Raw genomic sequence first — 26,153 nt, 5'->3', positions numbered from 1 at the left:
CACTACGACCGACCGGGACCGCTACTTTCCGCACTGCTCCTCCGCAGTTCGGCGAGAGTCTCGTCCGTCAGCGCCGCACCCCAGTCGCGGCCGAGATCACGGGGCGGGTCCGGAAGTCGTCGATCGGCGGCATCGACGCTCTGCCACACCAGGGAGCCGTCGCGGATCTCCTCGATCAGTGCACGAAGCCACTTCGATTCGTGGGCGGTCCTGTCCCGGAGGAAGTCGACGGCCACCCAGTAGCGACGCGGCACGCCGTTGTCCGCGGCCCACGTGCGGATCGCGGCCTCGGTGATGCTGTAGGTGGTGCGCTCGGGCCGATTACCTGCGCGTTCGGTGCCCTCCTGCCGGATCAGTCCGCTTTCGGCGAGACGGGAAACGGTGTGGTACAGCGAGCTCGGCCGAAGCTTGATCAGGTTGTCCTCGCGGCGCCTGAGCAGAAGCTGGGTCGCTCGACATCGGCACGCTCGAGCGACCCCGGAATCGGCGCGTCCGGGTGGCAGAATGCCTGGGGGTGGAGGCCGATTCGCCGACGCACACCTGATGGGCACGTCCGAAGGAAGGACTTTCGAGTAGTCCGCTACGCATGATTCCGCAGCACCGAGGGTGATGCTTCATTCGATGCCGCTTCCGGAGCAGGAGAGGATCCGTCATGGCCGACCTGGACTCCCCATCGACCCGCGAGGTCTGCGGAACGCCGGACAGGGCAGCGCGCACCGGCCCCGACAGGTGTCGGGAGCATTCCGGTCGTCGTTCACGTCGCGCATGATCCCGCGTCGCCGTCCCAGATCCTCAACTACGCCCAGTTCCCCGGCGGACCGGCAGCGACCGACGGTGTCGTCATCGCCCACTCGTGCTTCGGGACCACCGGCACAGCGCGACCTCCCTTCCATCCCGGTCGCACCGCGACATACGAGATCGGTCGCTGGTTGAGCCTACGCCCCATCTGGAGCGACGACGGCGATGCGATGCTCATGTTCACCGCCGGGCAGTCGCTCCGCATGCGGGCGTACCTGGAAGGACCGCGTGCGCCGTTCCTGCTCGGGGCGATGGACCCGGCCCAGACGGACCCACTCGCGCTCGGTCCGTCCGGCAACGGCGGGACACGAGCCGATACCTCGGCACTTGTATCACTCGACGGCGAGGTGGACGAGCTGCGACGTCAGATCGCCTCGCTCCGGTCGCTTCTCGATCAGATCGGCGCAATCCTGGACCGCGTCGGCTGATCACCCACCACGGACCCGTCAGGACGCACTGTGAGCGAACCGTCGTCGATCATCGGTACCTGGTTCCATTCCTACGAGGAGGACACCGACACCGCGAGGGTCTACCGCCCTCGCGGGTTTCCGTTTCCTAGCTCACGAGGTCCTCACGTTCGAATCGGGGCAACCATGAACCTGAGATGAGCGGTTCCGGCCGATGCGACGCACCGGCCGGAACCCGTCGTTCGAATACGGTCACGATCTGTGTGTAGCCACACATCGACGCTGCCGAACCCCATGTTGTCCGCGCGACCGTCCCCGGTTGTATCCACCAGGAACCGCGGGGATGCCGATCGGTGCGCCACGATCCGGCGTTGTACCCGAAAATGTTGACGGCGAGCTGCGGCACCCATACGAGGTGCCCGCGAGTGAAGCCGCAGACAGTGAACGTGTTGCCCTTCATCAGGCACGGGACGCCACCTGCGGCCGCGCAGTTCTCGAGGTCGGAAACACCGAAGATCGTGTGCGGTCAGTGGTTGAGATGTTGCAGCCGTTCGTGTTCCGACAGTCCACCCCACACTCCGTGCGGTTCGCCGCTGAGTATCGCGTGGGTGCGGCACTCGGCCAGCACCGGGCAGTTCGCGCAGATGCGCTTCGCGACGACCTCGCGCCGCCTGCGGATGTTCGGTGGTTCGCCCTCCGGGGCGAAGAAGAAGTACTCGTCGGAGGTCCGGCAGTTGGCATGCTGTTGCCATCCGAGTCGCGGCCGGACACGCTCGGTCAGCATGGTCATCCGACCATCACCACCTCCAGTGTGCGGGGGCCGTGCACGCCCTCGACGCGTTCGAGTTCGATGTCCGACGTCGCGGACGGTCCGCTGATCATCGTGATCGGCCGCTCCGGGACGAGCCGGGCCAGCGCTTCGGGCACTCCCACCTCGACGTCGCCCATCGCCACCACACACACGTGCAGGTCGGGGACCAGTGTCAGCGCGCGTCGCCCCTGGTCGGGGTTGCCGTCGAGGAAGATCGTGCCCGTCTCGGCGCAGGTGACCGCAGAGCCGGTGACGACCCCGTCGAGATCACCGAGGTCGGCTGCAGGTCGGTCGGTGGAGTCGACCACCACCTCGCCACCGAACTCCGCCATCCACGAGCGTTCCAGGCCCTCCGGGATCCCGACGCGGCGCACCCCGCGATCCGTGAGAATCTTCGCCAGCACGACGGGTAGATCCTCCGGCGTGCTCTGGTGCACGTGGGCCTTGTAGTCGACCAGTCGGTCGACCAACAGCTCACGGCGTTCGGCGTCCGGCAGGGTGCGTCCGAGACGGTAGTCGCGCGGTACCTCGACCGGTGCCGGCGGTGCCAGGGTCTGCGCCGAACGGATCCGGCCGAGAATCGCGTCGCGACTGCTCATCGCTGCTGTCCTTCCTCGCGTGCCTTCGCGAGCGCGGCACGTCCTTCGTCGGATGCCCACCATTGCCGGAAGGTCTGTTTCGGCGGGGCCGGCATGTCGCGGGCGTCTGTCCAGCCGGCCAGTGGACCGGGAAGATGGGTGATCTTTCCCTTCTTGCCGGCGAGGACGCGGCCGAGCCCGGCGGCCTTCTGCGCGGCCGTCCAGCGTCGTGAGGTCGACATGGCCAGCGAGGCGGCCTTCATCGCCGCGGCCTCGGGTCCGAAGCGGGCGTGTTCGACCTTCTGGTGGCGCAGTTCCACCAGCAACGAGGGGATGTCGATCTTGACGGGGCAGGCGTCGTAGCAGGCACCGCACAGGCTCGATGCGAACGGCAGGCTGGCGTTGGGGTCGTCGGGTTCGTCCATCCCGGCCAATTGCGGGCTGAGGACGGCGCCGATCGGGCCCGGATAGGTCGAGCCGTAGGCGTGGCCTCCGGTGCGCTCGTAGACCGGGCACACGTTCAGGCAGGCCGAGCAACGGATGCAGTGCAGTGCTTCACGTCCGATCTCGTCGGCGAGCGCGGCGGTGCGGCCGTTGTCGAGCAGCACGAGGTGGAATTCCTGCGGTCCGTCGCCGGGGGTGACACCGGTCCACATCGAGGTGTAGGGGTTCATGCGCTCCCCGGTCGACGAGCGCGGCAGCAGCTGCAGGAACACCTCGAGGTCGCGGAAGGTGGGCAGCAGCTTCTCGATACCCATGACGGTGATGAGCGTCTGCGGCAGCGTCAGGCACATGCGGCCGTTGCCCTCGGATTCGACGACGGCGAGGGTGCCGGTCTCGGCGATGCCGAAGTTCGCGCCCGACACCGCAACCGGCACCGTCATGAACTTGTGTCGCAAGAATTTTCGTGCCGCGGCTGCGAGATGGCGGGGGTTGTCGTCGAGGTCGGGGTCGACGTCCGGCATCTCACGCAGGAAGATCTCGCGGATCTCGGCGCGGTTGCGGTGGATGGCGGGCACGAGGATGTGCGAGGGCTTGTCGTGGCCGAGCTGGACGATGAGCTCGGCGAGGTCGGTCTCGTAGGCCGCGATCCCTTGTTCCTCGAGGTGCTCGTTGAGTCCGATCTCCTGGGTGGCCATCGATTTGACCTTGATGACCTCGTCGGATCCCGTCTTCCGGATCAGGTCGGTGACGATGGCGTTGGCCTCGGCGGCGTCGGCCGCCCAGTGCACCACGCCGCCGCGCGCGGTCACCGCCTCCTCGAGCTGGGTGAGCAACTCCGGGAGGCGGTTGAGCACGTCGGTCTTGATGGCGGCGCCGGCGTCGCGCAGTTGCTCCCAGTCGGGCAGTTCCCCGGTGACGTCCAGTCGCTTGGCACGGATCGTGTGGGTGGCCTTGCCGATGTTGCGGCGCAACTGCGGGTTCGCGAGTTCCTGGTGCGCTGCGTCGGGAAACTTCCTGATGCCGCGCAGATTTCCGGATCCACGCGGCGGGACGACGGGCATACCGAGTGCGGTCACGCGGGCACTCCCTTGGGGGCGACGGCCGGTTCCACGGAGGCGAGGATCTCGGCGAGGTGGATGGTGCGGGTACCGGTGCGCAGTCGTGTGAGACCGCCACCGATGTGCATCAGGCACGACGAGTCGCCGGCGCTGCAGTATTCGGCACCGGTGGCGGCGACATTGTTCAGCTTGTCGGCGAGCATCGCGGTGGAGGTCTCGGCGTTCTTGATCGCGAAGGTGCCGCCGAATCCGCAGCACGAGTCGGCCTCGGGCAGTTCGACGAGGTCGATCTCGCGCACGGCCCGCAACAGCTGGAGCGGCTTCTCCCCCACTCGCAGCATCCGCAGCGAGTGGCAGGTGGGGTGATAGGTCACCCGGTGGGGGAAGTAGGCGCCGACGTCGGTGACGCCGAGGACGTCGACGAGGAATTCGGACAACTCGTACGTCTTGGCCTTGACGGTGTCGACCCGCCCGCACAACGACGCGGAACCGTAACGGGAGGCGACGATTTCGTGCTGGTGGCGAACGGATCCGACGCATGATCCGGAAGGGGCGACGACGGCGTCGATACTGGTGTCGTCGAAGGCGTCGACGTAGTTCTCGACGAGCGGCAGCGCGTCGGGTTGGTAACCGGTGTTGACGTGCATCTGGCCGCAGCAGGTCTGGCGTTCGGGGAAGACGACGTCGTGCCCGAGCCGGGTGAGGAGCAGGGCGGTGGCCGAAACGGCCTTCGGGAACATCGTGTCGCCGAGGCACGTCGCGAACAGGGCGATTCGCATGGAGATCTCCGCATCGGGGGTGTGGTCTGACCACATTGAACCACACGTTCCGGAGATACGCCGCACATTTTCGGATATCGACCGCACATTCCGTCAGGGGGTCGACTGTGACGCGGACCATGGTGTACCTTCACGTGGTCTGACCACATCGGTCGAAATCACATCCGCCGCCGACAGCGGCGCAACCACAGGAGTTTCGTGTGGCAACCCGTATATCGGCGGTGACATTCACTCCCGCCACTGACGCCATCGCAGGCAGCCTCACCGCATCGGCTCTCGTGGGCCTTGCGCCGCTGCTGACCTTCTTCGTCCTGCTCGCCGGCTTCAAACTCAAGGCCTGGTATTCCGGACTCGGTGCCCTCGTCGTCGCGCTCGTCGTCGCGATCATCGGTTTCGACATGCCCGCGCCGCTGGCCGGCCTGTCCGCCCTGCAGGGCATCACCTTCGGGCTCTTCCCGGTGATGTGGATCGTGATCACCGCGATCTGGTTCTACGAACTCACCGTCGTCAGTGGCCGGTTCGAGGATCTACGGCGCATCTTCAACTCGATCGGTCACGGCGACATGCGGATCCAGGCGATGCTCATCGCTTTCTGTTTCGGCGGCATGCTCGAAGCACTCGCCGGATTCGGCGCACCCGTCGCGATCACCGGCGCCATGCTCGTCACCCTCGGTATGCCCGCCCTGCGGGCCGCGGTCACGGTCCTGATCGCCAACACCGCACCGGTCGCCTTCGGCGCCATGGCCATCCCGATCACCACCGCCGGCGCCCTGACCGACATCCCCGCCACCGAGATCGCTGCCGTCGTCGGCCGTCAGACACCCGTCCTGGCGCTCTTCGTGCCGCTGTTGCTGCTCTTCCTCGTCGACGGTCGTCGCGGTGTCCGGCAGGCCTGGCCGATCGCACTGGTCACCGGCACGACCTTCGCACTCGCCCAGTTCTGGTGCTCGAGCCACTTCTCGTACGAACTCACCGATGTCGTCGCCTCGCTCGCCGGCCTCACCGCAGCCGTGCTCATGCTCCAGGTCTGGAAGCCGCGGACCCCCGAGGACCAACTATCACGCACCCGCACCCGCACCGATGCCGTCGCGGTCCAGGCCGGCAAGGAGGGACCCGGAGGCGCTCACGCTCCGCAGCGTCCCGTCGCCGACGAATCGCTGACCGCTTCGCGCGTCGTCATGGCCCTGTTCCCGTATCTACTGGTCATCACGGTGTTCGGTATCGCGAAGCTGTGGACCGTCGGTGTCGATCTGCCGGAGCGTCTCGCCGCCACCGACGTCAAGATCGAGTGGCCCGGCCTGTACGGCAATCTGATCACGGGCAACGGCGACGCATCGAGCAGCGCGGTCTACACGTTCTCGTGGCTGTCGTCGCCGGGAACACTGCTGCTGCTCAGCGGCGCGATCGTCACCCTCGTCTACGCACGGTGGGACAGCGGTGGCATGTTCCCGCTGACCGTCCGCCGGGCCGCGGCCACCTTCGGCACCACCGTCGTGAGGATGAAGCTCGCCATCGCCACGGTGGCCACCGTCCTGGGTCTGAGCTACGTGATGAATCAGTCCGGCCAAACCGTCGCGATCGGCACGTGGCTCGCCGGAACCGGCGCGATCTTCGCCCTGTTCTCCCCGATCCTCGGTTGGCTCGGCACCGCCGTCACAGGCTCGGACACCTCCGCCAACGCCCTGTTCGCCCGCCTGCAGCAGGCCGCCGGGCAGACCGCCGGCATCGACCCGACTCTGCTGGTCGCGGCGAACACCTCCGGTGGTGTGGTCGGCAAGCTGATCAGCCCGCAGAATCTCACCATCGCTGCCACCGCAGTCGATCGGCCGGGCAGCGAATCGGTGTTGCTGCGCAAGGTGATCGGCTACAGCGTCGCGATGCTCGTCATCCTCTGTGTGCTGGTCTACCTGCAGTCCACCCCGGTGTTGTCCTGGATGCTTCCCTGATCCGGAATCGACTAGGCTCTGAAGTCATGTCGTCGTCCGAGGGTCGTGCGTGGGAGCAGGTGCTCAACCACTTGGAGCAGATGCTGGTCACGGGAGAACTCGGCCCGGGCCAGCGTCTGCCCCCGGAGCGCACGCTCGCCGCACAACTCGGCGTCGGCCGGTCCTCTGTTCGTGAGGCGCTGCGGGTGATGGAAGCCCTCGGTCTGCTCAGCACCCACACCGGATCCGGGCCGAACGCCGGCGCGATGATCGTCTCGCGACCCACCGGCGGGATGTCGATGCTCATGCGCCTGCAGGTCGCCGCGCAGAACTTCCCGGTCTCCGACATCGTCCGCACGCGCCTGGTGCTCGAGACGGAAGTGATGCAGACTCTGGCCGACCGGACCCCGGCACCGGAACTCATCCAGGCCGAGGAACTCTTGGACGCGATGGACGATCCGGAGTTGGCCGCACCCGAGTTCCTGGTTCTCGATGCCCAGTTCCACGTCGCGATGGCCGACGCGGCGGGCAACCTCGTCGTCGCGGCGATGATGGCCGGTCTGCGCGACTCCATCGAGAGCTACGTCCTCGCGGGCGCACCAAGTACCGACTGGCCCATGACCTGCGTGCGGCTGCGTCACGAGCACCGTGGTCTCGTCGACGCGGTCCGCGCCGGCGATGCCACGCTCGCCCGCAAGCGCATCGTCGAGCACATCCGCGGTTACTACACTCAGAGTTTCGGCGCCGACGCGTTCTGACGTCCGACTCGGGCGATGTCCACCGAAGGGTCTGTGACCGGTTCGGGGACGCGTGTGGATCGTCGGCGATCGACCAGCACCGCGAATACCACGATGAGCAGCAGCGACCACCCCCAGGTAGGGCGCATGTACTCGGCATACCGTCCCGCCTCCACCCATCTGCCCGAGTACCATTCGTCGGCACTGAGGAAGCCGTACACCGCCAGCCAGGCCGGCCAGTTCCGCATCACGGACTGTGGGAGGACCACGCTCATGAGCAACGGGAACAGGAGCATCGAGTAGTACATCTGCCCGAGCGAACCGAGCAGGAACGACGCGGTCATCAGCACGCCGGCACCGGTGACGACGAAGAACACCTCGTCGTGCCGGTGGTAGCGGTGGAGCAGATACATCGTGGCCGCGGCGAGGAACGCGAAACCGATGCGCAGCGCGAGGATCAGTGGTTCGGGCAGACCGTAGTAGGTGCCATTGCCGGTGATCGAACTGTTGAAGTAGTCGCGGGACTGCAACAGATACGGAACGGTGCGTTCGACGAACTGCCACGGATCCGCAGCCCACGGCCACGCCAATGCGGTGAGCCCGACCGGCACCAATGCGGCGGTCAGGAGAACCTTGCTCTGGCGGCGCAGCACGGGAAGCAACAGCAACGGCGCGAGAATCGGTTTGATCGCGAAGGTCACCCCGATCGCCGCACCCGCCCAGAGGTCCCGCCGCGCCAGCAACAGCGTCAGGAACGCCACCTGGCCGAGCAGGATCACCCCGTTGATGTTGGTGAACACCAGGGTGTTGATCACCGATTCGGACGCGAAGGCGACCGTCACCGCGATCGGGAACACCGTCGATCGCGCCGTGTACCCGAACATCCGCACGACGAGATACACGGCGACGAGGACGGCCGCCGCGTTGACCCCGATGAACGCCCATCGCGAGAGTTCGTGTTCGAGGACCGCGAACGGTGCGATCAGCAGCGAACCCGACGGCGGGTAGAGGTAGTGCGGGTCGACGTGTTCGTACGTCGCTGTGTAGACCGGTTCACGGTTCCAGAAGGCGACGGCTGCGCGGTAGACGCCAGTGAAGTCGTCCGTGCGCGCACCGTCCACGGCGCGGATCACCGTGCGATGGACGACGAGCATCACGGCGACCGGCCAGAAGACACACTTCAGCAGAGCCTGCGGTGACCGCACGGTCGGCTGGACCCACCACGGCCCACCGTCCCGACTGCGATCCGAGCTCTCGCTCATCGCTGATAAACGTCGGGAATCCCGTCGCCGTCCTCGTCGACCCGCTCGGCTGCCGTGATCCTGCGGTAGGCACGGTTACGGGCGACGAGAACAGTCGAGGCCAGAGCGGCGCTGAGCAACGATCCGCACAGCACGGCCACCTTCACGTGATCGGCTGCGACGGTGCCTGCACCGTAAGCGAGGTCGCCGATGAGCAGGGACACCGTGAAGCCGATACCGCCGAGCAGGGACACACCCAGCACGTCCACCCAACTCAGCTCGTCGTCGAGATGTGCTCGGGTGAAGCGCGCCACCAGGTAGCTGACCCCGAAGATTCCGACGACCTTGCCGACGACCAGACCGGCGATCACCCCGGCGGAGATGGGATCGGTGAGGGCGTTCGCCAGGCCGGTGAATCCGCCGACGGTGACGCCGGCGGCGAAGAAGGCGAAGACCGGCACGGCAATTCCGGCGGACAGCGGCCGGATCCGGTGTTCGACGTGCTCGGCGACCGGAATCGTGCGGTCCCCCACCTGCCGGGCGACGGGAACCGCGAAGCCGAGCAGTACACCGGCGATGGTCGCGTGCACACCGGATTCGTGGACCAGCCACCAGGTCACTGCCGCCAACGACGCCAGGAGCCACCAGGCACCGAAGCCGCGTCGGAGCGCGATGCCGAACAGCGCCAACGGGATCAGCGCCCCGCCCAGGTAGAGCAGGTTCACCTCGTCGGTGTAGAAGACCGCGATCCCGGTCACGGCGAGCAGGTCGTCGACCACGGCGAGGGTGAGCAGGAACGTTCGCAGCGCCGACGGGAGATGACTACCGATGACGGCGAGAATCGCTACGGCGAACGCGATGTCGGTGGCCGTCGGGACCGCCCATCCGTTCAACGCGTCGGCGCCACCACGAAGATTGATGAAAGCGAACATCACGGCCGGGACGATCATGCCTCCCAGGGCGGCGGTCACCGGCATGGCGGCACGCCGCAGGTCCCGCAGACTGCCTTCGACGAATTCCCGTTTGAGCTCGACGCCGACGACGAAGAAGAACACGGCGAGCAGTCCGTCGGCCGCCCAGGTGCCCAGGGACAGGTCCAGGTGCCATGACGCCGGACCGATACGGGTCTCCCGCAGGGCGTGGTAGGAATCCGACCATCCGGTGTTCGCCCAGATCAATGCGATGACGGCGCCGATGAGCAGCAGGACACCGCCGACGGTCTCCTTGCGGAGGATCTCCGTCACACGGCGTGTGTCCTGCCATGTTCCGCGAGAGAGGAAAGGGACTCCCGAGAAGATGTTCGGCATCACAGGTCCTCGGAATTCTCGACGGCACGCGGTACGCGAACGTGGACCTGCTGTGTCGGATGCGCCCGATCCGCATGGGCGGCAGTATGTTCCGAGCCTCGGAGTGGAATCGGATACCGAAAACTAGGGCATCCCTGCGATTTCGGTGTCGGACGCCGACACGCAGCAGGGAGGCCGATGCGACCTCCGGCGCTGCGGTGGGCATGCCTCGCGAGAGTGCCGCTCACTGCGCCGGCTGCAGAGCTCGGGCGCGACGGGTGGCGACGGGACAGACGGGTACGGACACGGGTCCTCCGGTTCGACGACGTAATTCCTTCTGCCGACCAGACTTCCCGGCGCACCGAGATCGACCATACCGCATCGGGTCAGTTCGACGCGGTGCCCGTCACGTTCTCCTCGGGAGCGACCCGAACGGCGACCGTGGGTTCGTTCGTACCCGCATCCGGCGAGACGACGGTGGGATCGACGACGAGCACAGGCACATGAGAGTGCCCGATGAGGTATTCGGCGACGCTACCGAGCATCCGGGAGGACATGCCTCGTCCGCGGCGCCCCACGACGAGAACGTCGGCGTGATGTTCCTCGGCGAACCAACCCAGGCATCGACCGGCCGGGCCGGCGAGGACGGCATATCCCACCGAAATATCACCCATCGATTCGACGGCCTCCTCGAGTCGTCGTCGCACCGTGGCGAGAAGTTCGGAGTCGGGATCGCCGGCGTCGTCGTAGGAGATCACGACGACGAGTTCGAGCACTCCCCCGGACGGGCCGAACAGTCGTCGCGCCGCATCCAGCGCATGCTTGGCCTCGGTGGATCCGTCGTAGCCGACCATCACGCGGAGTCCTTCCTCATCGACCTCTCCGGCGTGCTGCCGGGCCACCGTCGTCACTTCGACGGACCGGGGAACACGCTCGATGCGCTCGAAGGCGATAGGGACGAACAACGGCCCGAGGATGACGGCGATGATCGTCCAGCGAGGGTCGTGGCCTCGCCGTGCCATCCACAGACCGGTCACGAGCCCGGACAGCACCCACACGACGAGGAAGGCGACGAAGACGGCCCAGTTCATGGCATACCCACAGGTGCGTGCGCCGAGAAGAGGTGTACCGCTGCGTTCATGTCCCCTCCGGGGTCGTCGAAGAAACCTGTTCCGCCGACCAGACTTCCCGGCACACCAGGGGAGACGATACCCGACCCGGCCGCGTGATCTCACCTGTTGTTCCGACAGGTCTGCGCGGAGGACGTCGCCGCGAGGTCGCCCCGTCAGCGTCGAGTCGGACCCCCGGCGGTATCCGCCCGATCACTGTCCTGCAACTGCCGGATGGCGTCGACCAGCGGCGCCAGGACGGGTTCGGTTGCGGCCTCGTCGAGCGCCTCCCGCAGGGCGGCGTTGTGGGTGGGCCGGGCCTCTTCGAGCAGGCGCCGGCCGGCGTCGGTGACGTCGGTGTAGATGCCGCGGCGATCGGTGGGACACAGATAGCGCGCGAGCAACCCGCGGTCCTCGAGCCGGGTGACCAGCCGCGTCGTCGCGCTCTGACTGAGGACCACAGCGTCGGCGACCTGGCGCATCTGCAGGTGCCCGCCCTCCCCGTCGTGCTGACGGTTGAGCACGTCCAGCAGCGAATATTCGCGCACGCTCAACTCGTGGCCGGACTGCAGAGCGCTCTCGATCCGGTTCTCGATTCGCCCGTGCAGGAGCGACAGCGCCGACCAACTGTTGGCCAACGCGGTCATCGACGGGTCCGTGGCGGTCATGGTCGGCTCCTGGGTCGGCTCGTACGAACAGGTGACGCGGACGGCATGCCGACGTCGCCACATCGCTCACTATACCCGCGCTTGCAGTTAGCCGGCGTCTGCAATTATTGTCTACGCCAGTAAAGCGCGTCTGCGTCTCTTCTCGATCGAAGGATCGTTCTCATGCCACTCGCCCTGCTGGCCCTGGCCATCGGTGCCTTCGGAATCGGCACCACCGAGTTCGTGATCATGGGGTTGCTCCCCCAGGTCGGATCGGATCTCGGAGTGTCGATCCCCACCGCCGGATATCTCGTCACCGGCTACGCCCTCGGCGTCATGATCGGCGCCCCGATCATGACGGCGCTCGGCACCAGGATCTCCCGTAAGAACATGTTGATGCTGCTCATGGGCCTGTTCGTCCTGGGCAATGCCGTCTCCGCTCTGGCTCCCACCATCGCCGTCATGCTGATCGGCCGCGTCGTCGCCTCCCTCGCTCATGGAGCGTTCTTCGGCATCGGCTCGGTGGTCGCCGCGGAGCTGGTGGCACCGCAGAAGAAAGCCGCTGCCATCTCCCTGATGTTCACCGGACTGACGGTTGCCAATGTCGTCGGCGTCCCACTGGGTACCTTCGTCGGCCACACCGCGGGCTGGCGGGCGACGTTCCTGGTCGTCGCCGCGCTCGGCGTCGTCGGTCTCGTGGGCGTCGCGAAGCTCGTCCCCGACGTACCCCGACCCGAGGGCGTCCGGCTGCGTCACGAGATCGCGGCGTTCAAGAACGTCCAGGTCGTGCTGGCCATGACCATGACGGTCCTCGGCTTCGGGGGCGTGTTCGCCGCGATCACCTACATCGCACCGATCCTGACCGATGTCGGCGGTTTCGCCGAGTCCTCCGTCCCCTGGCTGATGGCCGTGTTCGGAACCGGCATGGTGGTCGGCAACCTCGTCGGGGGACATTTCGCCGACCGCAATCTCATGCCGATGCTCTACACCGCCCTGGCCGGCCTGGCCGTGGTGCTCGGTCTGTTCACCTTCCTGGCCTCCGACAAAACCGTGTCCGTCGCGGCGGTCTTCCTGATCGGCGCTCTCGGTTTCGCGACCGTCCCGCCCCTGCAGAAGCACGTGCTCGACCATGCGCACGGCGCCCCGACCCTGGCGTCCGCCGCCAACATCGGTGCCTTCAATCTCGGCAACGCTCTGGCCGCCTGGCTCGGCGGCATGGTGATATCCGCCGGATTCGGGTACACGGCACCCAACGCCGTCGGGGCCGTTCTGGCCGCGTCCGCACTGATCCCGGCGGTCCTGTCCCACCGACTACAGCGAAAGGACGATCACGCCAACGCAACTCGCCCATCCGCAGAACCCGACCTCCACAGCACCTCCCGTACTGCCGTCGACGCCGTCCGACTCTGATCCCGAACTACGCGAACACCCCCGAAGGAGCACCATCTCGTGACATCGTCCACGATCCCCACCGTCACCCTGAACAACGGCGTCGAGATCCCTCAGCTCGGCTTCGGCGTCTTCCAGATCCCCGAGGACGAGACCACTGCGGCCGTCAGTTCCGCACTCGAGACCGGCTACCGCCACATCGACACCGCCGCGATCTACGGCAACGAGGCCGGCGTCGGCCGCGCGCTGGCGGACTCCGGACTGTCCCGCGACGAGCTGTTCATCACGACGAAGGTGTGGAACTCCGATCAGGGCTACGACGCCACCCTCCGTGCCTTCGACACGAGCCTCGCCGCGCTCGGCCTCGATCGTCTCGACCTCTACCTGATCCACTGGCCGACCCCGGCCCGCGACCTCTATGCCGACACCTGGCGTGCCCTCGAACGCCTCGTCGAGGAAGGACGCCTCCGCGCCGCGGGCGTGTCGAACTTCCAACCCGCCCACCTGCAGCGCCTGCTGGACGGCAGCTCGCTCGTCCCGACGATCAACCAGATCGAATTGCACCCCGGTCTGCAGCAGAGCGAAGTGCGTGCCTTCCACGCCGAACACGGCATCGCCACCGAGGCATGGAGCCCGCTCGCCCAGGGCGCCGTGCTGAACGACGAGGAGATCACGTCGATCGCCGAACGCACCGGCAAGTCGCCGGCCCAGGTGGTGCTGCGCTGGCATCTGCAGCTCGGCAACGTCGTCATCCCGAAGTCGGTCACGCCGTCCCGGATCCGGGAGAACTTCGAGGTCTTCGACTTCGAGCTGACCGACGAGGACATGTCGACCATCGCCGGTGCCGATCGCGATCTGCGCACCGGACCTCATCCGGACGAGTTCAACTGACAGACCTCGCGGCTCCGGGCGGATCCACCGCCCGGAGCCGGTAAGGCGCTCGAAGAGCTGCGTTCAGGTGTACTCGACGGTCATCCTGTCGATGCTCCCGTCGAACGGGAACGGTGCCCGGTCGAAGTAGTCGAGCGAAACCGGTGAACCCAGGCAGGTGCCGATGTCCAGGCAGTCGTTGGCCGTGAACAGCAACGGCGCACTGACCGGCACGACGGTCTCCCCCACCGACTGCCCGTCGACTGACATCCGGACGTTCAACGGACCACCGGGGCGCGCTTCGGCGTACTTGGTGACCACCTCGACGAGGTGGTGCCCGGGTGCGATGCGGGTCGCCGAACGCATCTTCGTCCGCATCAGGATGAACAAGTTGTACTCGTAGCAGAGATAGCCGTCGTCGGCGAAGCACGTCAGACCACCACCGTTAGCGCCCAACGAGTACAGGACGCCGTGCGCCCGCTCCGGGAAGGTCACCTCGATGCAGACCCGGTTGTTCTTGTTTCCCAGTGCGGGAGCGCAGAATTCGGGCATACGCGTGACGTCGCCGGTGAAATCCCAGCTCGTGTACGGCGTGGTGATGCGTTGCTCGGGATGGATCGCCGCGACCCAGAGACCCCCACCGATGGGAAGAGCGTTGTTCTTGGCCGCTTCGATCGCGAAGATCTCCCGCATCTGGGCCAACTTCTCGGGGTACTGCTCTGCGAGGTCGCGGTTCTGCGTCCAGTCCTCGTCGAGGTTGTAGAGCTCCCAGGTGTCGTCGTCCGGGCTCCAATCGCGGATCCCGCCGGGCAGCCCCGGCAGCCACGGTGCGCGGGGACCGAAGGCCGACGCCATCCATCCGTCGTGATAGATCGCTCGACTGCCCATGACCTCGAAGTACTGGGTGAGTTTGCCCGTCGGCGCGTCACGGTCCACGAACGTCCGGGCGAAACCGGCGCCGTCGATCGGATCCTGCGGAATCCCGTTGACGGTCCGCGGCCGTGTGATGCCCAGCAGCTCGTAGAAGGTCGGCACCAGGTCGTTGCAATGCAGGAACTGGGTGCGTGGGGTGCGATCCGGCGTGATGCGCGCAGGCCAGCGCACCACCATGGGATTGCGGGTTCCCCCGAGATGGGAGGCGAGAAGCTTCATGCCCTTGTAGGGTGTGCTCCCCGCCCACGCCCACCCGGCGTGGTACATGTTGTCCGTTTTCGGGGAGCCGAGAACATCGAGTCCGCCGAGTTCGTCGAGGGCCGCGATGTGCTGGGCCGTGGTCGTGGGGATCCCGTTCTGCGCGAGCAGTTCGCTGATGGTGCCGTTCTGGCCCTCACCGGACGACCCGTTGTCGCCCCAGATGTAGAAGACCAGGGTGTTGTCGCGATAGCCCAGCCGGTCGAGTTCGTCGAACAGCCGCCCCACCTGGACGTCGCAGTGTTCGGCGTATCCGGCCGCAACCTCCATGAGGCGTCGTTGGAAGGGCTTCTCGTCGTCGGGTATGTCGTCCCAGGCCGTCATGGTGGGATGCCGCTCGGTGAGTTCGGCCTCCGGTGGGATCCAGCCCTTCTCCTTGGCCCGCTCGAACACCCGCTCGCGATAAGCGTCCCATCCGTCGTCGAACTTGCCCGCATACCGGTCGGCCCACGGCTTCATGATGTGGTGCGGCCCGTGCAGACAACCGCTGGCCCAGTACATGAAGAACGGCCGGGACGGATCGAGCGCCTTGTGGCGGCGCAACCAGCCGATCGCGTCGTCGGCAAGGTCCTCACTGAGGTGGTAGCCCTCCACGGGAGTCTTCGGAGGCAAGACGACGGTGGTGTTGCGGACGAGATTCGGCTCGTACTGCGACGCCTCGCCGGCGAGGAAACCGTAGAAGTAGTCGAAACCGACTCCGGTGGGCCAGTTGTCGAAGGGACCCGCTGCGGTGGTCTCCTCCGCAGGAGTGTTGTGCCACTTGCCGAAAGCCGCTGTGGTGTAACCGTAGTGGCGCAGCACCTCGGCCCCGGTGGCGCTCGATTTCGGGATGTGCCCGGAATAGCCGTCCCAGTCGTTGGCCAGTTCGGCGATCTGCCCGTTTCCGACGCGGTGATGATTGCGTCCGGTCAACAACGATGCGCGGGTGGGCGAACACATCGCCGTGGTGTGGAAGCGGTTGTAGCTGATGCCTTCGTCGAGCAAGCGGTCGAGCGTGGGGGTGCTCACCTCGCCGCCGAATGCGCTCGGCAAACCGGGGCCCGCGTCGTCGATGAGGACGACCAGGATGTTCGGGGCGTCGTCGGGAAGGCGACGGTGCTGTGCGCGTGGGCTGTAGACCGATTCCTGCATGGTCCGTCCTGCGATGCTTCCCGACGGCACCGGTGGGAACGGCAGAGTTTCTCCGCCCGGGATCGGATCCGGACGCAGATCCTGGCTCATGGTGGATGCCTCCTCTCACCCCATCCGTTCCCAGTACACCACCGGTATCGGGCCGCACACACCCCTGATCAGGGTGAAACCTGCCCTGTTACGGGCGAATAATGCAGCGGAATCCGATATGGCACGTCGCGGTCTCCTCGGTGTCACCCTGACGGGCCGCGGGTCGGTACCGCAGGCAGTAGTTCGGGGCGCACAGATGCGATCCGCCCTTGATGACACGGCGCGGATACGCTTCGCGCGGATCGTCTTCGGCCATGTCGACGCGGGGATTCGTCGGGACGCAACACGACGACGCCGGCGCGACGTTCTTGCCGCTCGAAGCATGGTTCGCGGTGAAGTAGTCGGCGGTCCACTCCCACACGTTGCCCGCCGTGTCGTGGAGACCGTACCCGTTCGGCCGGAAGTGTCCGACCGGTGAGGTTCCGGCAAATCCGTCCGTTTCGAGGTTCTGCCACGGGAATTCGCCCTGCCAGACGTTCCCGCCGGGGCGGCCCTTCGGTTCGTGCTCGTCGCCCCACGTGAAAGCCTTGCGGTCGAGTCCGCCGCGGGCGGCGAACTCCCATTCCGCCTCGGTCGGCAGTTCCTTGCCGGCCCACTCGGCGTAGGCGCGGGCATCGAACCACGACACGTGGGTGACGGGATGGCGTTCCCGCCCGCCGACGGTGCTCCCCGTCCCTTCGGGATGACGCCAGTTCGCGCCCGGGACGAACGACCACCACCTCGTGTAGTCATCGAGCGGTACCGGCCCCGGAGGCGGCGTGAACACGAGCGAGCCGGGCACGAGCAGGGACGGATCGGCGCCGGGATAATCGGCGGGGTCGGGCGCGACCTCCGCGGTGGTGACGTATCCGGTGTCCTTCACGAAGCGCCGGAACTCGGCGACGGTCACCGGGTGCGTGTCCATCCAGAACCCGTCGACCGTCACCCGGTGGACCGGTCGCTCCTCCGGATAGAAATCCTCCGACCCCATCCAGAACATGCCTCCGGCGATGAAAGTCATGTTCTGTGTCGCAGCACGCGTCATGACGTCAGCCTCGCACGGCCCGGGTCGCGGCGCGAGGGACGCACCGACCCGACGAGACCGCGCATTCACCGGTCCCGTCCCTGCCCCGTACCGCAGACTCGGGACATGCCCTCCACGACGACGGAACTGTCCCCGATGCTGGCAACTCTCGGTCCGCCTCCGACCGGGAACTGGGCGTTCGAGATGAAATGGGACGGCCAGCGCACCCTCGCCACGGTGGCCGACGGGCAGTGCCGGCTGACCAGCCGCACCGGCAACGAGATCACCCGGAGCTTCCCCGAACTCCCCCACCCGCTCACCACTGCGACAGGCGGCCGGGACTGCATCGTCGACGGCGAGATCGTCACCCTCGATTCCGAGGGTCGGCCGTCCTTCGCCCGGTTGCAGCGCCGCATGCACGTCCACCGCCCCACCGAGGAGTTACGCGCCGAACTACCGGTGCTGATCTACCTGTTCGACGTCCTCGCTCTCGACGGAGAGTCCACGACGGAGTTGTCCTATCTGGAACGCCGGGCCGTCCTCGAGGATCTGATCGTTCCCGGACCGCGGGTTCAGCTGTCGCCGTTCTGGACCGATGTCGACGCACCGACCATGCTCACGGTCGCGCGCGAACACGGCCTCGAAGGGATCGTCGCCAAGGACCCGGACGCACCGTATCTACCCGGGACCCGCAGCGACGGCTGGATCAAGACGCCGCTGCGTCGGAACACCGAGGTGGTCGTCGTCGGGTGGCTCCCCGGATCCGGCAAGGCTGCCGGCGGCATCGGTTCACTGCTGCTCGGCGCGCACGACGACGAGGAACGGTTGGTGTTCATCGGCCGGGTCGGGACGGGATTCACCGCCGCGACCCGACGTGAGTTGCGATCGCAGCTGCGTCCCTTGGAACGACCGACGACCCCACTGGCGGTTGCGCCGCCGGCACGGGAGACCCACGGCGCCCACTGGGTGGAGCCCATCCTCGTCGGAGAGGTCGAGTACCGGGAGTACGCGGGCGGAAGCCTCCGGCATCCGAGTTGGCGAGGACTACGCACCGACAAGACCGTGCCGGAGGTCGATCTCCCGGGCCGACACTGACCGTCCGGTTACCGTGAGGCACATGGATGTCCGTCGCAGTGTCGCCGATGCCCGAGTGGCCCGCCTCGCCACCGCCGACGGGTCCGGCGAGCCGCATCTCGTCCCGATCGTGTTCGCCCTCGACGGCGACGTGATCCACACCTGCGTCGACGACAAGCCGAAATCCACCCGGCGCCTCCGTCGACTCGCCGACATCGCCGAGAACCCGCGGGTGTGCGTGCTCGTCGACCACTACAGCGACGACTGGTCGCAGCTGTGGTGGGTCCGCATCGACGGCATCGCCACGGTCCACGACGCCGATACGCCCGAAGGAACTGCGGGCATCGACGCTCTCGTCCGCAAATACTCGCAGTACCAGGCGAAACGACCACCCGGACCGGTGATCACCATCGACAGGCTGCGCTGGCGGTCCTGGTCGGCGTGAGCAACTACCGGTCCAGCGTGAGCATCGCCTCGGCGATCTCGTCGACCGCCGCAACGGGGACCGCGGTGCCGGCATCGTCCAGGACGAGCAACCGCGCTCCCGGGATCTCGCGTGCGATGGCTTCTCCGTTGCCGACGGGGAAGAACGGATCCCGGCGACCGTGCACGACGAGGGCCGGGATGCCGACCTCGGGCAAGCGTTCTCGCCAGCGGGGCGTGCAATCGAGCCTGGAGAAGACCATTCCGAGCTGATTCGCGGACTGGACCGACGGCTCGTCGTTCGGTGTGCGGTCCCAGATGCGCTCGGCGACCACGCGCGCGGCGACCGGATCGTCGCCGAGGACTGCTGCGCGGGCAGCGGCGAATTCTGCCACGGCCGTGCGATCGGCCCACTCGGGCAACGGAAGTGCGAACATGCGCTTCATCGTCGCTGCGTCGTGATCGGGAAGGTCGCGGTCGCACGGGCCCGGGGCGACCGGACGCGTCCCGACCAGAGTCAGGGCCCGGAACGTGGCGGGATGGTCGAGCGCAGCGACCTGGGCGACCATGCCGCCGACACCGATGCCCGCTAGATGCGCCGGCCTGCCATCGAGCGCGTCGACGAGGGCTGCCGCATCGTCGGCGAGGTCGCGCAGGGTGTAGCCGGGCACGTCCGGGTCCTTCGTCGTCGACTCCCCGCAATCCCGCAGGTCGTACCGCACGACACGACGCCCACCCGCCGCGAGCCGCTCGCACAGTTCGTCGGGCCACGAGAGCATCGTCGTCGCGCCGACGAGCAGGACGAGTGGTGCGTCCGCGTCGCCGAAGGACTCGATGCCCAGATCGACCCCGTTGGTGCTGGCGGTGGTCATGACTCGCTCGAGCTTCCGGTGTGCAAGGTCGAGTCCTCGTAGCGGGTGCCGTCGAGCCGCGGTCGATGTCCCATGGTCTCGTCTCCTTCTCGATCGGGTTCGGTCTTGTCCGAATTTGCGTGAACGAAGTCCACGACAGTGGCCACGAGTGGTGGCGTTGAAAGGACAGACTGGAGCAACTCCTCGATCTCATCGGTCCGGCCGTCGAGATCTACAGAACCGACCGGCCATATGGCATCGCGTATCGACCTCGAGTCGACTCGAGGTGCTGTCCGCACACCGACACTCCTGGAGGAACCGTGATCGCTCTCGGACCACAACTCATCGGCCCCACCGAGAAGACTCTCAACGCTCTGCTCCACGACACCACCTACGCACCGGACACTGCGGAGGTCGTCGATTCCCTGATCGCTCGGAGCCTGATCCGCGACGACCGGCTCAGCGAATCCGGACGAGAAACCGTGGCAAGGATCGAACATCGCACCGAGGAGCTGACGTCCGGTATCTGGGAGGCCGTCTATCCGGCCGACCGTGTCGCCGCCGAACGTGCGCTGAACACTGTGCTCGACCGTGCCCGAGCGGTCCTTGTGAGTTGGTAGTTGTCAGCGCATCAGTCCTGTCGCGAGGCACCTTCTCGACGAGTTTGCAGGACGGCCCGTCGACGTCGAGAGCCACGATCGAGATCGTCCTGGGTGTGCTGTTGTCGGTCGTCGGTGTCCGGCAATGGTTCACCTCCTCCGCTCGAGCGTCGGGCCCTTCGAGGGTGCCTTCCACCTTGGCACGCCCGCACTACCCGGAGGGCACATACCAGGGCGCGGCAGCGGTCAGTTCACATGGGCGCGCAGCACATCCACCACCCGCCGGACCGCCGGTGCCGGGTTGTCGCGGCGCCACGCGAGCGCGATCGGCAGCACCGGACTGTTCCGCAGCGGGACGTACCGCACGCCGGTCACGGTGATGTCGGTGGTCGACGCGACGACGACCGCTACCCCCACCCCGGCTCCGACGAGGGCCAGCAGGCTGTAGGGATCCGGCGCCTCCCGGGCGATCACCGGGGTGAATCCGGCGGAGTGACACACCGTGAAGGTCATCTCCCGCACGCTCGACCCGTGGGCGGCGGGATACACGACGAACCGCTCGCCGGTCAGATCGGCGGCATCGAGTTCCTCCCGCGCCGCCAGCCGATGGTCGGCCGGCAGCGCGACCATGAGCGATTCCTGCCGCACCGTCTCGGTGGCGACGTCCCGGGGCACCGGGAGGCCGACGATCCCCATGTCGAGCAGTCCTTGCGAGACGAGATCGAGCACTTCCCCCGTGTAGGTCTGCGGACGCAGATCCAGCTCGATGCCGGGACAACGCTCCTCGAGCAGCCGGGTCAGCTGCGAGATCACCGTGTATCCGCTCGCGCCGCCGAACCCGACGCTCACCACCCCGGTGACACCCGAGGCCGTCGACCGCACGACGGTCCGGGCGATCTCGATCTGCGCGGCGATCACGCGTGCGGGTCCGAGCAGCGATTCACCGGCCGCGGTGAGTTGCACCGAGCGGGTGGTGCGGGCGAACAGCTCGGCGCCGAGTTCGCGTTCGAGCGCGCGGATCGTCTGACTGAGCGGCGACTGGGCGATGTGCAGTCGCTCCGCTGCGCGTCCGAAGTGCAACTCCTCGGCCACCGCCAGGAAGGCCTGCAGTTGCCGAAGTTCCATGCCGGCCTCAATTTTGTCGGTTGATCTACACAATCGTGCTCGATTAGGTCTTGGACTTTACACGGTTGCGCCGGTGATAGTGATCCACGACTCATTCATCCGCGGACCGAGTCCGCTCGACGCCTTCGGAAGTGCAGCGTGAATACTTCGTCAGAGCACACCGCGCCCCCGCCGCCACGCCCGATGCACGACACCCGGGCAGCACGACGCGCCGGTGTGACCGCCTTCGTCGGCACCACCATCGAATGGTTCGACTTCTACATCTACGGCACCGCGTCCGCCCTCGTGCTCGGGGCGCTGTTCTTCCCCGACGCCTCCCCCGCCGTCGGCACGCTCGCCGCCTTCGCGACCTTCGCGGTCGGTTTCATCGCCCGCCCTCTCGGCGGGATCATCTTCGGCCACTTCGGTGACCGCTTCGGCCGCAAGAACGCGGTCATCATCACCCTCGCGCTCATGGGCGCCGGCACCGTCGGCGTGGGCCTGTTGCCGACCTACGACCAGATCGGGATCTGGGCTCCGGTCCTCCTCGTCCTCCTTCGGGTGCTGCAGGGCATCGCGATGGGCGGCGAATGGGGTGGCGCCGTCCTCATCGCCACCGAATTCGCTCCACCCGGCAAGAAGGTCCTCTACGGGGCATTTGCACAACAGGGTTCACCGGTGGGCAATCTCCTTGCCACCCTTGCCTTTCTCGGATTGACCGCGATGTCCGACGCCACCTTCGAAGGGTGGGGCTGGCGTATCCCGTTCCTGGCGTCCGCCGCGCTGGTGATCGTCGCCCTCTACATACGCGTGCGGATCCAGGAGACACCCGAGATGCGCGTGGCCGCCGTCGCCCAGGAACGCACGAAACTGCCGCTCGTCGAGGTTCTGCGCTCCCACCCGGCGTCGCTGCTCCTCGGTGTCGGTGCCGTGGTGGCGGGTGTCGCGATCACCTACGTCAAGACGACCTTCGCCCTCGCCTGGGCCACCACCGATCTCGGGTTCACCCGATCGGACTTCCTGCTCGTGATCACCCTCGCGCTGGTCGCGCAGGTGCTCGTCCAACCCTTCGGCGCGGTTCTCGCCACCAGGATCGACGCGCGACGGGCCGTGCTGTGGATGCTCGGACCCGAGCTCGTCGTCCTGCCGCTGATGTTCGTACTGATCCGCACCGGCTCGCTCACTTGGGCGATCATCGGCATGGTGCTCGCCACCGCGCCGCATGCGATGTACTACTCGGCGCTGGCCGGCATCCTGGCGCAGGTCTTCCCCACGCACGTGCGCTACACCGGCATCTCGTTGTCGTACCAGATCTCGACGGCGATCTTCGCCGGCACCGCACCGATGGCGAGCCAGTTCCTTCTCGAGCGCACCGACTCGATCCGGCCGGTCGTCGGCCTCGGGATCGGGTACGTGCTGCTCTCCCTGGTCTGCATGACCGCCTTGCTCAAACGCTCACCGACCACCACCGAGCCCGACGAACCACGCGTTGCACCCGCACGGACGACGGCCGACGCCTCCTGACACGAACGGACGACCATGAACTACGCCCATACCGACCCGGCCCTGCATGCGGTACTCGACCGCTGGATCTCCGACGCCGACCGGCCGCTGACCGAGCGTCTCCTCGAGCGTCTGGGTGCCGACGCCGCCGACCGTCTCGACGCGCTCGCGGCCACAGCGAACGCCCATCCGCCGGTGCTGCACCAGTACGACCCCGACGGCGAACGGATCGACCGCATCGAATACCACCCCGCCTATCTCGAACTGTGCCGCGCCGCCTACAGCGAATACGGTCTCTCGGCACTGTCGCACCGCCCGATCCACGGTTGGACGGACACGCCCCCGCATCTCGTCAAGTACCTCGCGTCATATCTGTTCGTGCAGGCCGAGTTCGGCCTCGCCTGCCCGGTGTCGATGACCGATGCCGCCGCGCGCACCCTGCGGATGTTCGGCGACCCCGAGGTGTTCGGCCCGTGGATCGACGGCCTGACCTCCACCGATCCGGCCACCGCTCTGACGGGGGCGATGTTCATGACCGAGACCCAGGCGGGCACCGATATCGCGAAAACCGAGACCCGCGCCGAATTCGACGGCAACGCATGGCGCTTGACCGGACGCAAGTGGTTCGCCTCCAACCCGGACGCCGATGTCGTGATCACCCTCGCCCGGTTCCCCGGCGGCGACGAGAACTCGACCCGCGGCGTCGGAATGTTCATGCTGCCCAAGCAACTTCCCGACGGGAGTCGGAACTCGTACACGATCGACCGTCTCAAGGACAAGCTCGGCACGCGATCGATGCCCAGCGGCGAGGTCACCCTGCACGGGGCGTACGCGCTGCAGGTCGGCGACCTCGACCGTGGATTCCGGCAGATGACGGAGATGCTGAACACCTCCCGCCTGTCGAACGCGATGCGCTCGAGCGCCCTGATCCGGCGCGCCGTGCGCGACGCCGTCGCTCACACAAGGGATCGGGTGGTCTTCGGGAAGTCCCTGTTCGACCAGCCGCTCATGCGCGCCACCCTGCTGCCGCTGCTGCTCGACGCCGAGGCCGCTCTCGCGCTCGTCGCCTACAGCGGTGCGACCCTCGATCGCGCCGACCACGGTGACGCGCAGGCCCGCAGTGTCGTCCGGATCCTCACGCCCGTCGCCAAGCACTACATCTGCAAGCGCGCCCGCACCGTCACCGGTGAGGCGATGGAGATCCGGGGTGGCAGCGGCTACATCGAGGACCGGGTGTTCGCTCGCCTCGTCCGCGACTCGCTTCTCGGATCGATCTGGGAGGGTTCGAGCAACGTCATCGCGCTCGACGTACTGCGGTCCATGCGCAAGAGCGGCGCGCACCGGGTCCTCGCCGACGCGCAGCGCACCCTGCTCGACGCGGCGCATCCGGAATGCGCCCCGGCGGTCGCGGCACTGCGGGAACGCTGGAATGCACTCGAGGCGCGCGGCGAGGACCTGCTCGCCGGCGACGACACGCACGCGCAGACCCGCTGCGCGATCTACACCGACGATCTCGCACGGACGGTGATGGCGACCCTGCTCGTGGACTTGGCGTCGCACCGCATCGAGCGCGGTCTCGGCCACCGGTCGCTGCTCGTCGCCCACGCCTACCTGGACGGCCTGGCCGGTGAGCCGAATGCCGTCGCTCTCGACCACCTCGCCGCGATCACCGACGGCACCGACGTCGACCCGTCCGTCGCGGCCGCCGCGGCCGCCGCGGCCGCCGCCGATGCGGCACCGACTGCACTGACAGGAGCCCGCTCATGAGCACGAATCCCACCGGCCCCGCCCCGCTCGCCGGCGTCAAGGTCCTCGACCTGTCGAAAATCCTCGCCGGACCGTACGCGACCATGTCGTTCTCCGACCTCGGCGCCGATGTCACCAAGGTCGAGCACCCCCAGGGCGGCGACCCCACCCGGGTGTGGGGGCCGCCCTTCGTCGGCGACGACGCCACCTATTACCTCGCGGTCAACCGCGGCAAGAAGTCGGTGACCATCGACCTCAAGTCCGAGGAAGGGCAGCGGATCGTGCACCGGATGCTCGCCGACGCCGACGTCGTGGTCGAGAACTTCAAGCCGGGCAGCGGTCTGCAGAAGATCTTCGACTACCGCGCCCTGTCCGAGCAGTATCCGCACCTGATCGTGCTGCACATCTCGGCCTTCGGTGACGAGGGCCCGCTGGCCGACCAGCCCGGTTACGACATGGTCGCCCAGGCCGCAGGCGGTCTGATGTCGCTGACCGGGGAACCGAACGGCGCGCCGATGAAGGCCGGCTACGCGATGGGCGATCTCGGTGCGGCCCTGTTCGGGGTCATCGGGGTGCTCGCCGCGCTGGTCGAACGCGCTCGCACCGGTCGCGGCCAGTACGTCACCACGTCGTTGCTCGAATGCCAGCTGGCGATGCACGTCAACTGGGCCACGAACTACTTCGCCACCCGGGAGCGCCCGCACGCCCTGGGCTCCGCGCACCCCAATCTCGCTCCCTACCAGGCGTATCCGGCGAACGACGGTTATTTCGTCATCGCGGTCGGGAACGACGGATTGTGGGAGAAGCTGTGCACGGCACTGGAAAGACCGGAACTTGCGACCGATGTGCGGTTCCTCCGCAATCGTGATCGCATCGAGCATCGCAGCGAACTCGACGAGGTCCTCACCGCGGCGTTCGCGACCGGGACGGTGCAGCACTGGTGCCGCATCCTGGAAGACCACGGCGTGCCGGTCTCCCCCATCCGGCATCTCGACGAGATCTACAGCGACCCGCACACCGCCGCGATCGGCATGGTCGGCACCGTCGACCATGCGTCCGGGCCTCTCGAACAGATCGCGTTCCCGGTCAATTTCGGAGGGGTACGACCGCCGCTGCGGTCGGCGCCGCCGCTGCACGGGGAACACACCGACGAGATCCTCGCGGGATATCAGGAGGTCTCCGTTCCGTCCTAGCGACGAACGTCTCGAATATCGCTGACCTACGGCCGTTTCCGATCGATCGGGAACGGCCGTAGGCCTGTTGGCCAGGGACGGCGATGGCGGCATCCCACTGCGGTGTTGCCGGGGTCACGCAGTGCGGCAGCACTTTTGAGGTCGACGCGTCCGGATTTCTCCGCGA

At 67.2% G+C, this 26,153-nt stretch carries 24 protein-coding genes; 11 read left to right on the top strand and 13 right to left on the bottom strand.

Going from position 1 to position 26,153, the window contains the following annotated elements; all coding sequences use genetic code 11:
• Positions 1–2 precede the first annotated feature (2 nt).
• Positions 3–506, bottom strand: a complete 504-nt coding sequence (locus tag RBB84_RS07605) for a helix-turn-helix transcriptional regulator (RefSeq protein WP_082920968.1) — start codon at positions 504–506, stop codon at positions 3–5.
• Between the two features lie 423 nt (positions 507–929).
• On the opposite strand from RBB84_RS07605, the gene RBB84_RS07600 reads away from it, so the two are divergent.
• The gene (locus tag RBB84_RS07600) at positions 930–1,226 is read left to right on the top strand and encodes a hypothetical protein (RefSeq protein WP_197481786.1); all 297 of its coding nucleotides are present in this window, start codon (positions 930–932) and stop codon (positions 1,224–1,226) included.
• Between the two features lie 505 nt (positions 1,227–1,731).
• Here RBB84_RS07600 and RBB84_RS07595 read toward each other — a convergent pair.
• Genes RBB84_RS07595 through RBB84_RS07580 form a run of 4 tightly spaced genes read right to left on the bottom strand, consistent with a single transcriptional unit; the run spans position 1,732 to position 4,875 of the window.
• Positions 1,732–1,995 (bottom strand): WhiB family transcriptional regulator, encoded by a 264-nt coding sequence (locus RBB84_RS07595; RefSeq protein ID WP_006552065.1) that lies wholly within the window; start codon positions 1,993–1,995, stop codon positions 1,732–1,734.
• Positions 1,992–2,615 carry an LUD domain-containing protein gene (locus RBB84_RS07590; protein WP_006552064.1) on the bottom strand — a complete coding sequence of 208 codons (624 nt, stop codon included), beginning with the start codon at positions 2,613–2,615 and terminating at the stop codon, positions 1,992–1,994. Before RBB84_RS07590 ends, RBB84_RS07595 begins: the two co-directional genes overlap by 4 nt.
• The gene (locus RBB84_RS07585; protein ID WP_006552063.1) at positions 2,612–4,114 is read right to left on the bottom strand and encodes a LutB/LldF family L-lactate oxidation iron-sulfur protein; all 1,503 of its coding nucleotides are present in this window, start codon (positions 4,112–4,114) and stop codon (positions 2,612–2,614) included. Before RBB84_RS07585 ends, RBB84_RS07590 begins: the two co-directional genes overlap by 4 nt.
• Positions 4,111–4,875 carry a (Fe-S)-binding protein gene (locus RBB84_RS07580; protein ID WP_024100947.1) on the bottom strand — a complete coding sequence of 255 codons (765 nt, stop codon included), beginning with the start codon at positions 4,873–4,875 and terminating at the stop codon, positions 4,111–4,113. The genes RBB84_RS07585 and RBB84_RS07580 overlap by 4 nt, the downstream gene beginning before the upstream one ends.
• Before the next feature lie 200 nt (positions 4,876–5,075).
• Between RBB84_RS07580 and RBB84_RS07575 the strand changes: the two genes are divergently transcribed.
• Positions 5,076–6,821, top strand: coding sequence for an L-lactate permease (locus RBB84_RS07575; RefSeq protein WP_024100946.1), 1,746 nt, complete (start codon positions 5,076–5,078; stop codon positions 6,819–6,821).
• Positions 6,822–6,847: 26 nt separating this feature from the next.
• Positions 6,848–7,558, top strand: coding sequence for an FCD domain-containing protein (locus tag RBB84_RS07570; protein ID WP_006552060.1), 711 nt, complete (start codon positions 6,848–6,850; stop codon positions 7,556–7,558).
• Here the strand turns inward: RBB84_RS07570 and RBB84_RS07565 are convergent.
• The 4 genes from RBB84_RS07565 to RBB84_RS07550 all read right to left on the bottom strand — a co-directional run bounded on the left by RBB84_RS07565 (position 7,531) and on the right by RBB84_RS07550 (position 11,841).
• Positions 7,531–8,799, bottom strand: a complete 1,269-nt coding sequence (locus tag RBB84_RS07565; RefSeq protein ID WP_064255613.1) for a glycosyltransferase family 87 protein — start codon at positions 8,797–8,799, stop codon at positions 7,531–7,533. The two genes, RBB84_RS07570 and RBB84_RS07565, sit on opposite strands and share 28 nt — an antisense overlap.
• Entirely contained in the window at positions 8,796–10,022 is a 1,227-nt protein-coding gene (nhaA, locus tag RBB84_RS07560) for a Na+/H+ antiporter NhaA (protein ID WP_064255694.1), read from the bottom strand. Before nhaA ends, RBB84_RS07565 begins: the two co-directional genes overlap by 4 nt.
• A gap of 428 nt (positions 10,023–10,450) precedes the next feature.
• Positions 10,451–11,155 carry a universal stress protein gene (locus tag RBB84_RS07555; RefSeq protein WP_064255612.1) on the bottom strand — a complete coding sequence of 235 codons (705 nt, stop codon included), beginning with the start codon at positions 11,153–11,155 and terminating at the stop codon, positions 10,451–10,453.
• A 194-nt stretch (positions 11,156–11,349) separates the two neighbouring features.
• On the bottom strand, positions 11,350–11,841 hold the full coding sequence (locus RBB84_RS07550) for a MarR family transcriptional regulator (protein ID WP_006552056.1): 492 nt from the start codon (positions 11,839–11,841) through the stop codon (positions 11,350–11,352).
• 162 nt (positions 11,842–12,003) lie between these two features.
• Here RBB84_RS07550 and RBB84_RS07545 point away from each other — a divergent pair, with 162 nt between their 5' ends.
• Together RBB84_RS07545 and RBB84_RS07540 are read left to right on the top strand one after the other, a co-directional pair.
• Positions 12,004–13,230, top strand: a complete 1,227-nt coding sequence (locus RBB84_RS07545; protein WP_064255611.1) for an MFS transporter — start codon at positions 12,004–12,006, stop codon at positions 13,228–13,230.
• 39 nt (positions 13,231–13,269) lie between these two features.
• A complete protein-coding gene (locus RBB84_RS07540; RefSeq protein WP_064255610.1) occupies positions 13,270–14,100 on the top strand; it encodes an aldo/keto reductase in 831 nt (276 codons plus the stop codon).
• A 63-nt stretch (positions 14,101–14,163) separates the two neighbouring features.
• Here RBB84_RS07540 and RBB84_RS07535 read toward each other — a convergent pair whose 3' ends face one another.
• A complete protein-coding gene (locus tag RBB84_RS07535; RefSeq protein WP_064255609.1) occupies positions 14,164–16,491 on the bottom strand; it encodes an arylsulfatase in 2,328 nt (775 codons plus the stop codon).
• Positions 16,492–16,579: 88 nt separating this feature from the next.
• Positions 16,580–17,515, bottom strand: coding sequence for a formylglycine-generating enzyme family protein (locus RBB84_RS07530; protein WP_064255608.1), 936 nt, complete (start codon positions 17,513–17,515; stop codon positions 16,580–16,582).
• A gap of 105 nt (positions 17,516–17,620) precedes the next feature.
• Between RBB84_RS07530 and ligD the strand changes: the two genes are divergently transcribed.
• Positions 17,621–18,589: a non-homologous end-joining DNA ligase gene (ligD, locus tag RBB84_RS07525; protein ID WP_064255607.1), complete on the top strand. Its 969-nt coding sequence runs from the start codon at positions 17,621–17,623 to the stop codon at positions 18,587–18,589.
• Positions 18,590–18,611: 22 nt separating this feature from the next.
• Positions 18,612–19,013, top strand: a complete 402-nt coding sequence (locus tag RBB84_RS07520) for a TIGR03668 family PPOX class F420-dependent oxidoreductase (protein WP_064255606.1) — start codon at positions 18,612–18,614, stop codon at positions 19,011–19,013.
• 4 nt (positions 19,014–19,017) lie between these two features.
• Here RBB84_RS07520 and RBB84_RS07515 read toward each other — a convergent pair whose 3' ends face one another.
• Complete coding sequence (locus RBB84_RS07515; protein WP_350247338.1) at positions 19,018–19,863, bottom strand: alpha/beta hydrolase; 846 nt, start codon at positions 19,861–19,863, stop codon at positions 19,018–19,020.
• 299 nt (positions 19,864–20,162) lie between these two features.
• On the opposite strand from RBB84_RS07515, the gene RBB84_RS07510 reads away from it, so the two are divergent.
• Positions 20,163–20,462, top strand: a complete 300-nt coding sequence (locus RBB84_RS07510; protein ID WP_064255604.1) for a hypothetical protein — start codon at positions 20,163–20,165, stop codon at positions 20,460–20,462.
• A 225-nt stretch (positions 20,463–20,687) separates the two neighbouring features.
• On the opposite strand, the gene RBB84_RS07505 is transcribed toward RBB84_RS07510, so the two are convergent.
• The gene (locus RBB84_RS07505; protein ID WP_006552047.1) at positions 20,688–21,566 is read right to left on the bottom strand and encodes a LysR substrate-binding domain-containing protein; all 879 of its coding nucleotides are present in this window, start codon (positions 21,564–21,566) and stop codon (positions 20,688–20,690) included.
• A gap of 183 nt (positions 21,567–21,749) precedes the next feature.
• Between RBB84_RS07505 and RBB84_RS07500 the strand changes: the two genes are divergently transcribed.
• The 3 genes from RBB84_RS07500 to RBB84_RS07490 are packed head-to-tail and all read left to right on the top strand — an operon-like array spanning position 21,750 to position 25,987.
• Positions 21,750–23,069 carry an MFS transporter gene (locus RBB84_RS07500; RefSeq protein WP_082920956.1) on the top strand — a complete coding sequence of 440 codons (1,320 nt, stop codon included), beginning with the start codon at positions 21,750–21,752 and terminating at the stop codon, positions 23,067–23,069.
• Positions 23,070–23,084: 15 nt separating this feature from the next.
• Positions 23,085–24,815, top strand: a complete 1,731-nt coding sequence (locus RBB84_RS07495; RefSeq protein WP_064255603.1) for an acyl-CoA dehydrogenase family protein — start codon at positions 23,085–23,087, stop codon at positions 24,813–24,815.
• On the top strand, positions 24,812–25,987 hold the full coding sequence (locus tag RBB84_RS07490; RefSeq protein WP_064255602.1) for a CoA transferase: 1,176 nt from the start codon (positions 24,812–24,814) through the stop codon (positions 25,985–25,987). Before RBB84_RS07495 ends, RBB84_RS07490 begins: the two co-directional genes overlap by 4 nt.
• Positions 25,988–26,153: the final 166 nt, after the last annotated feature.

It is taken from the genome of Rhodococcus sp. D-6, from assembly GCF_040256695.1.
In the GTDB taxonomy this organism is placed as follows: Bacteria; Actinomycetota; Actinomycetes; order Mycobacteriales; family Mycobacteriaceae; genus Rhodococcus; species Rhodococcus pyridinivorans.
The sequence above is the reverse complement of the archived record's forward strand: the minus strand, read 5'-3'. Positions and strand labels throughout refer to the sequence as shown.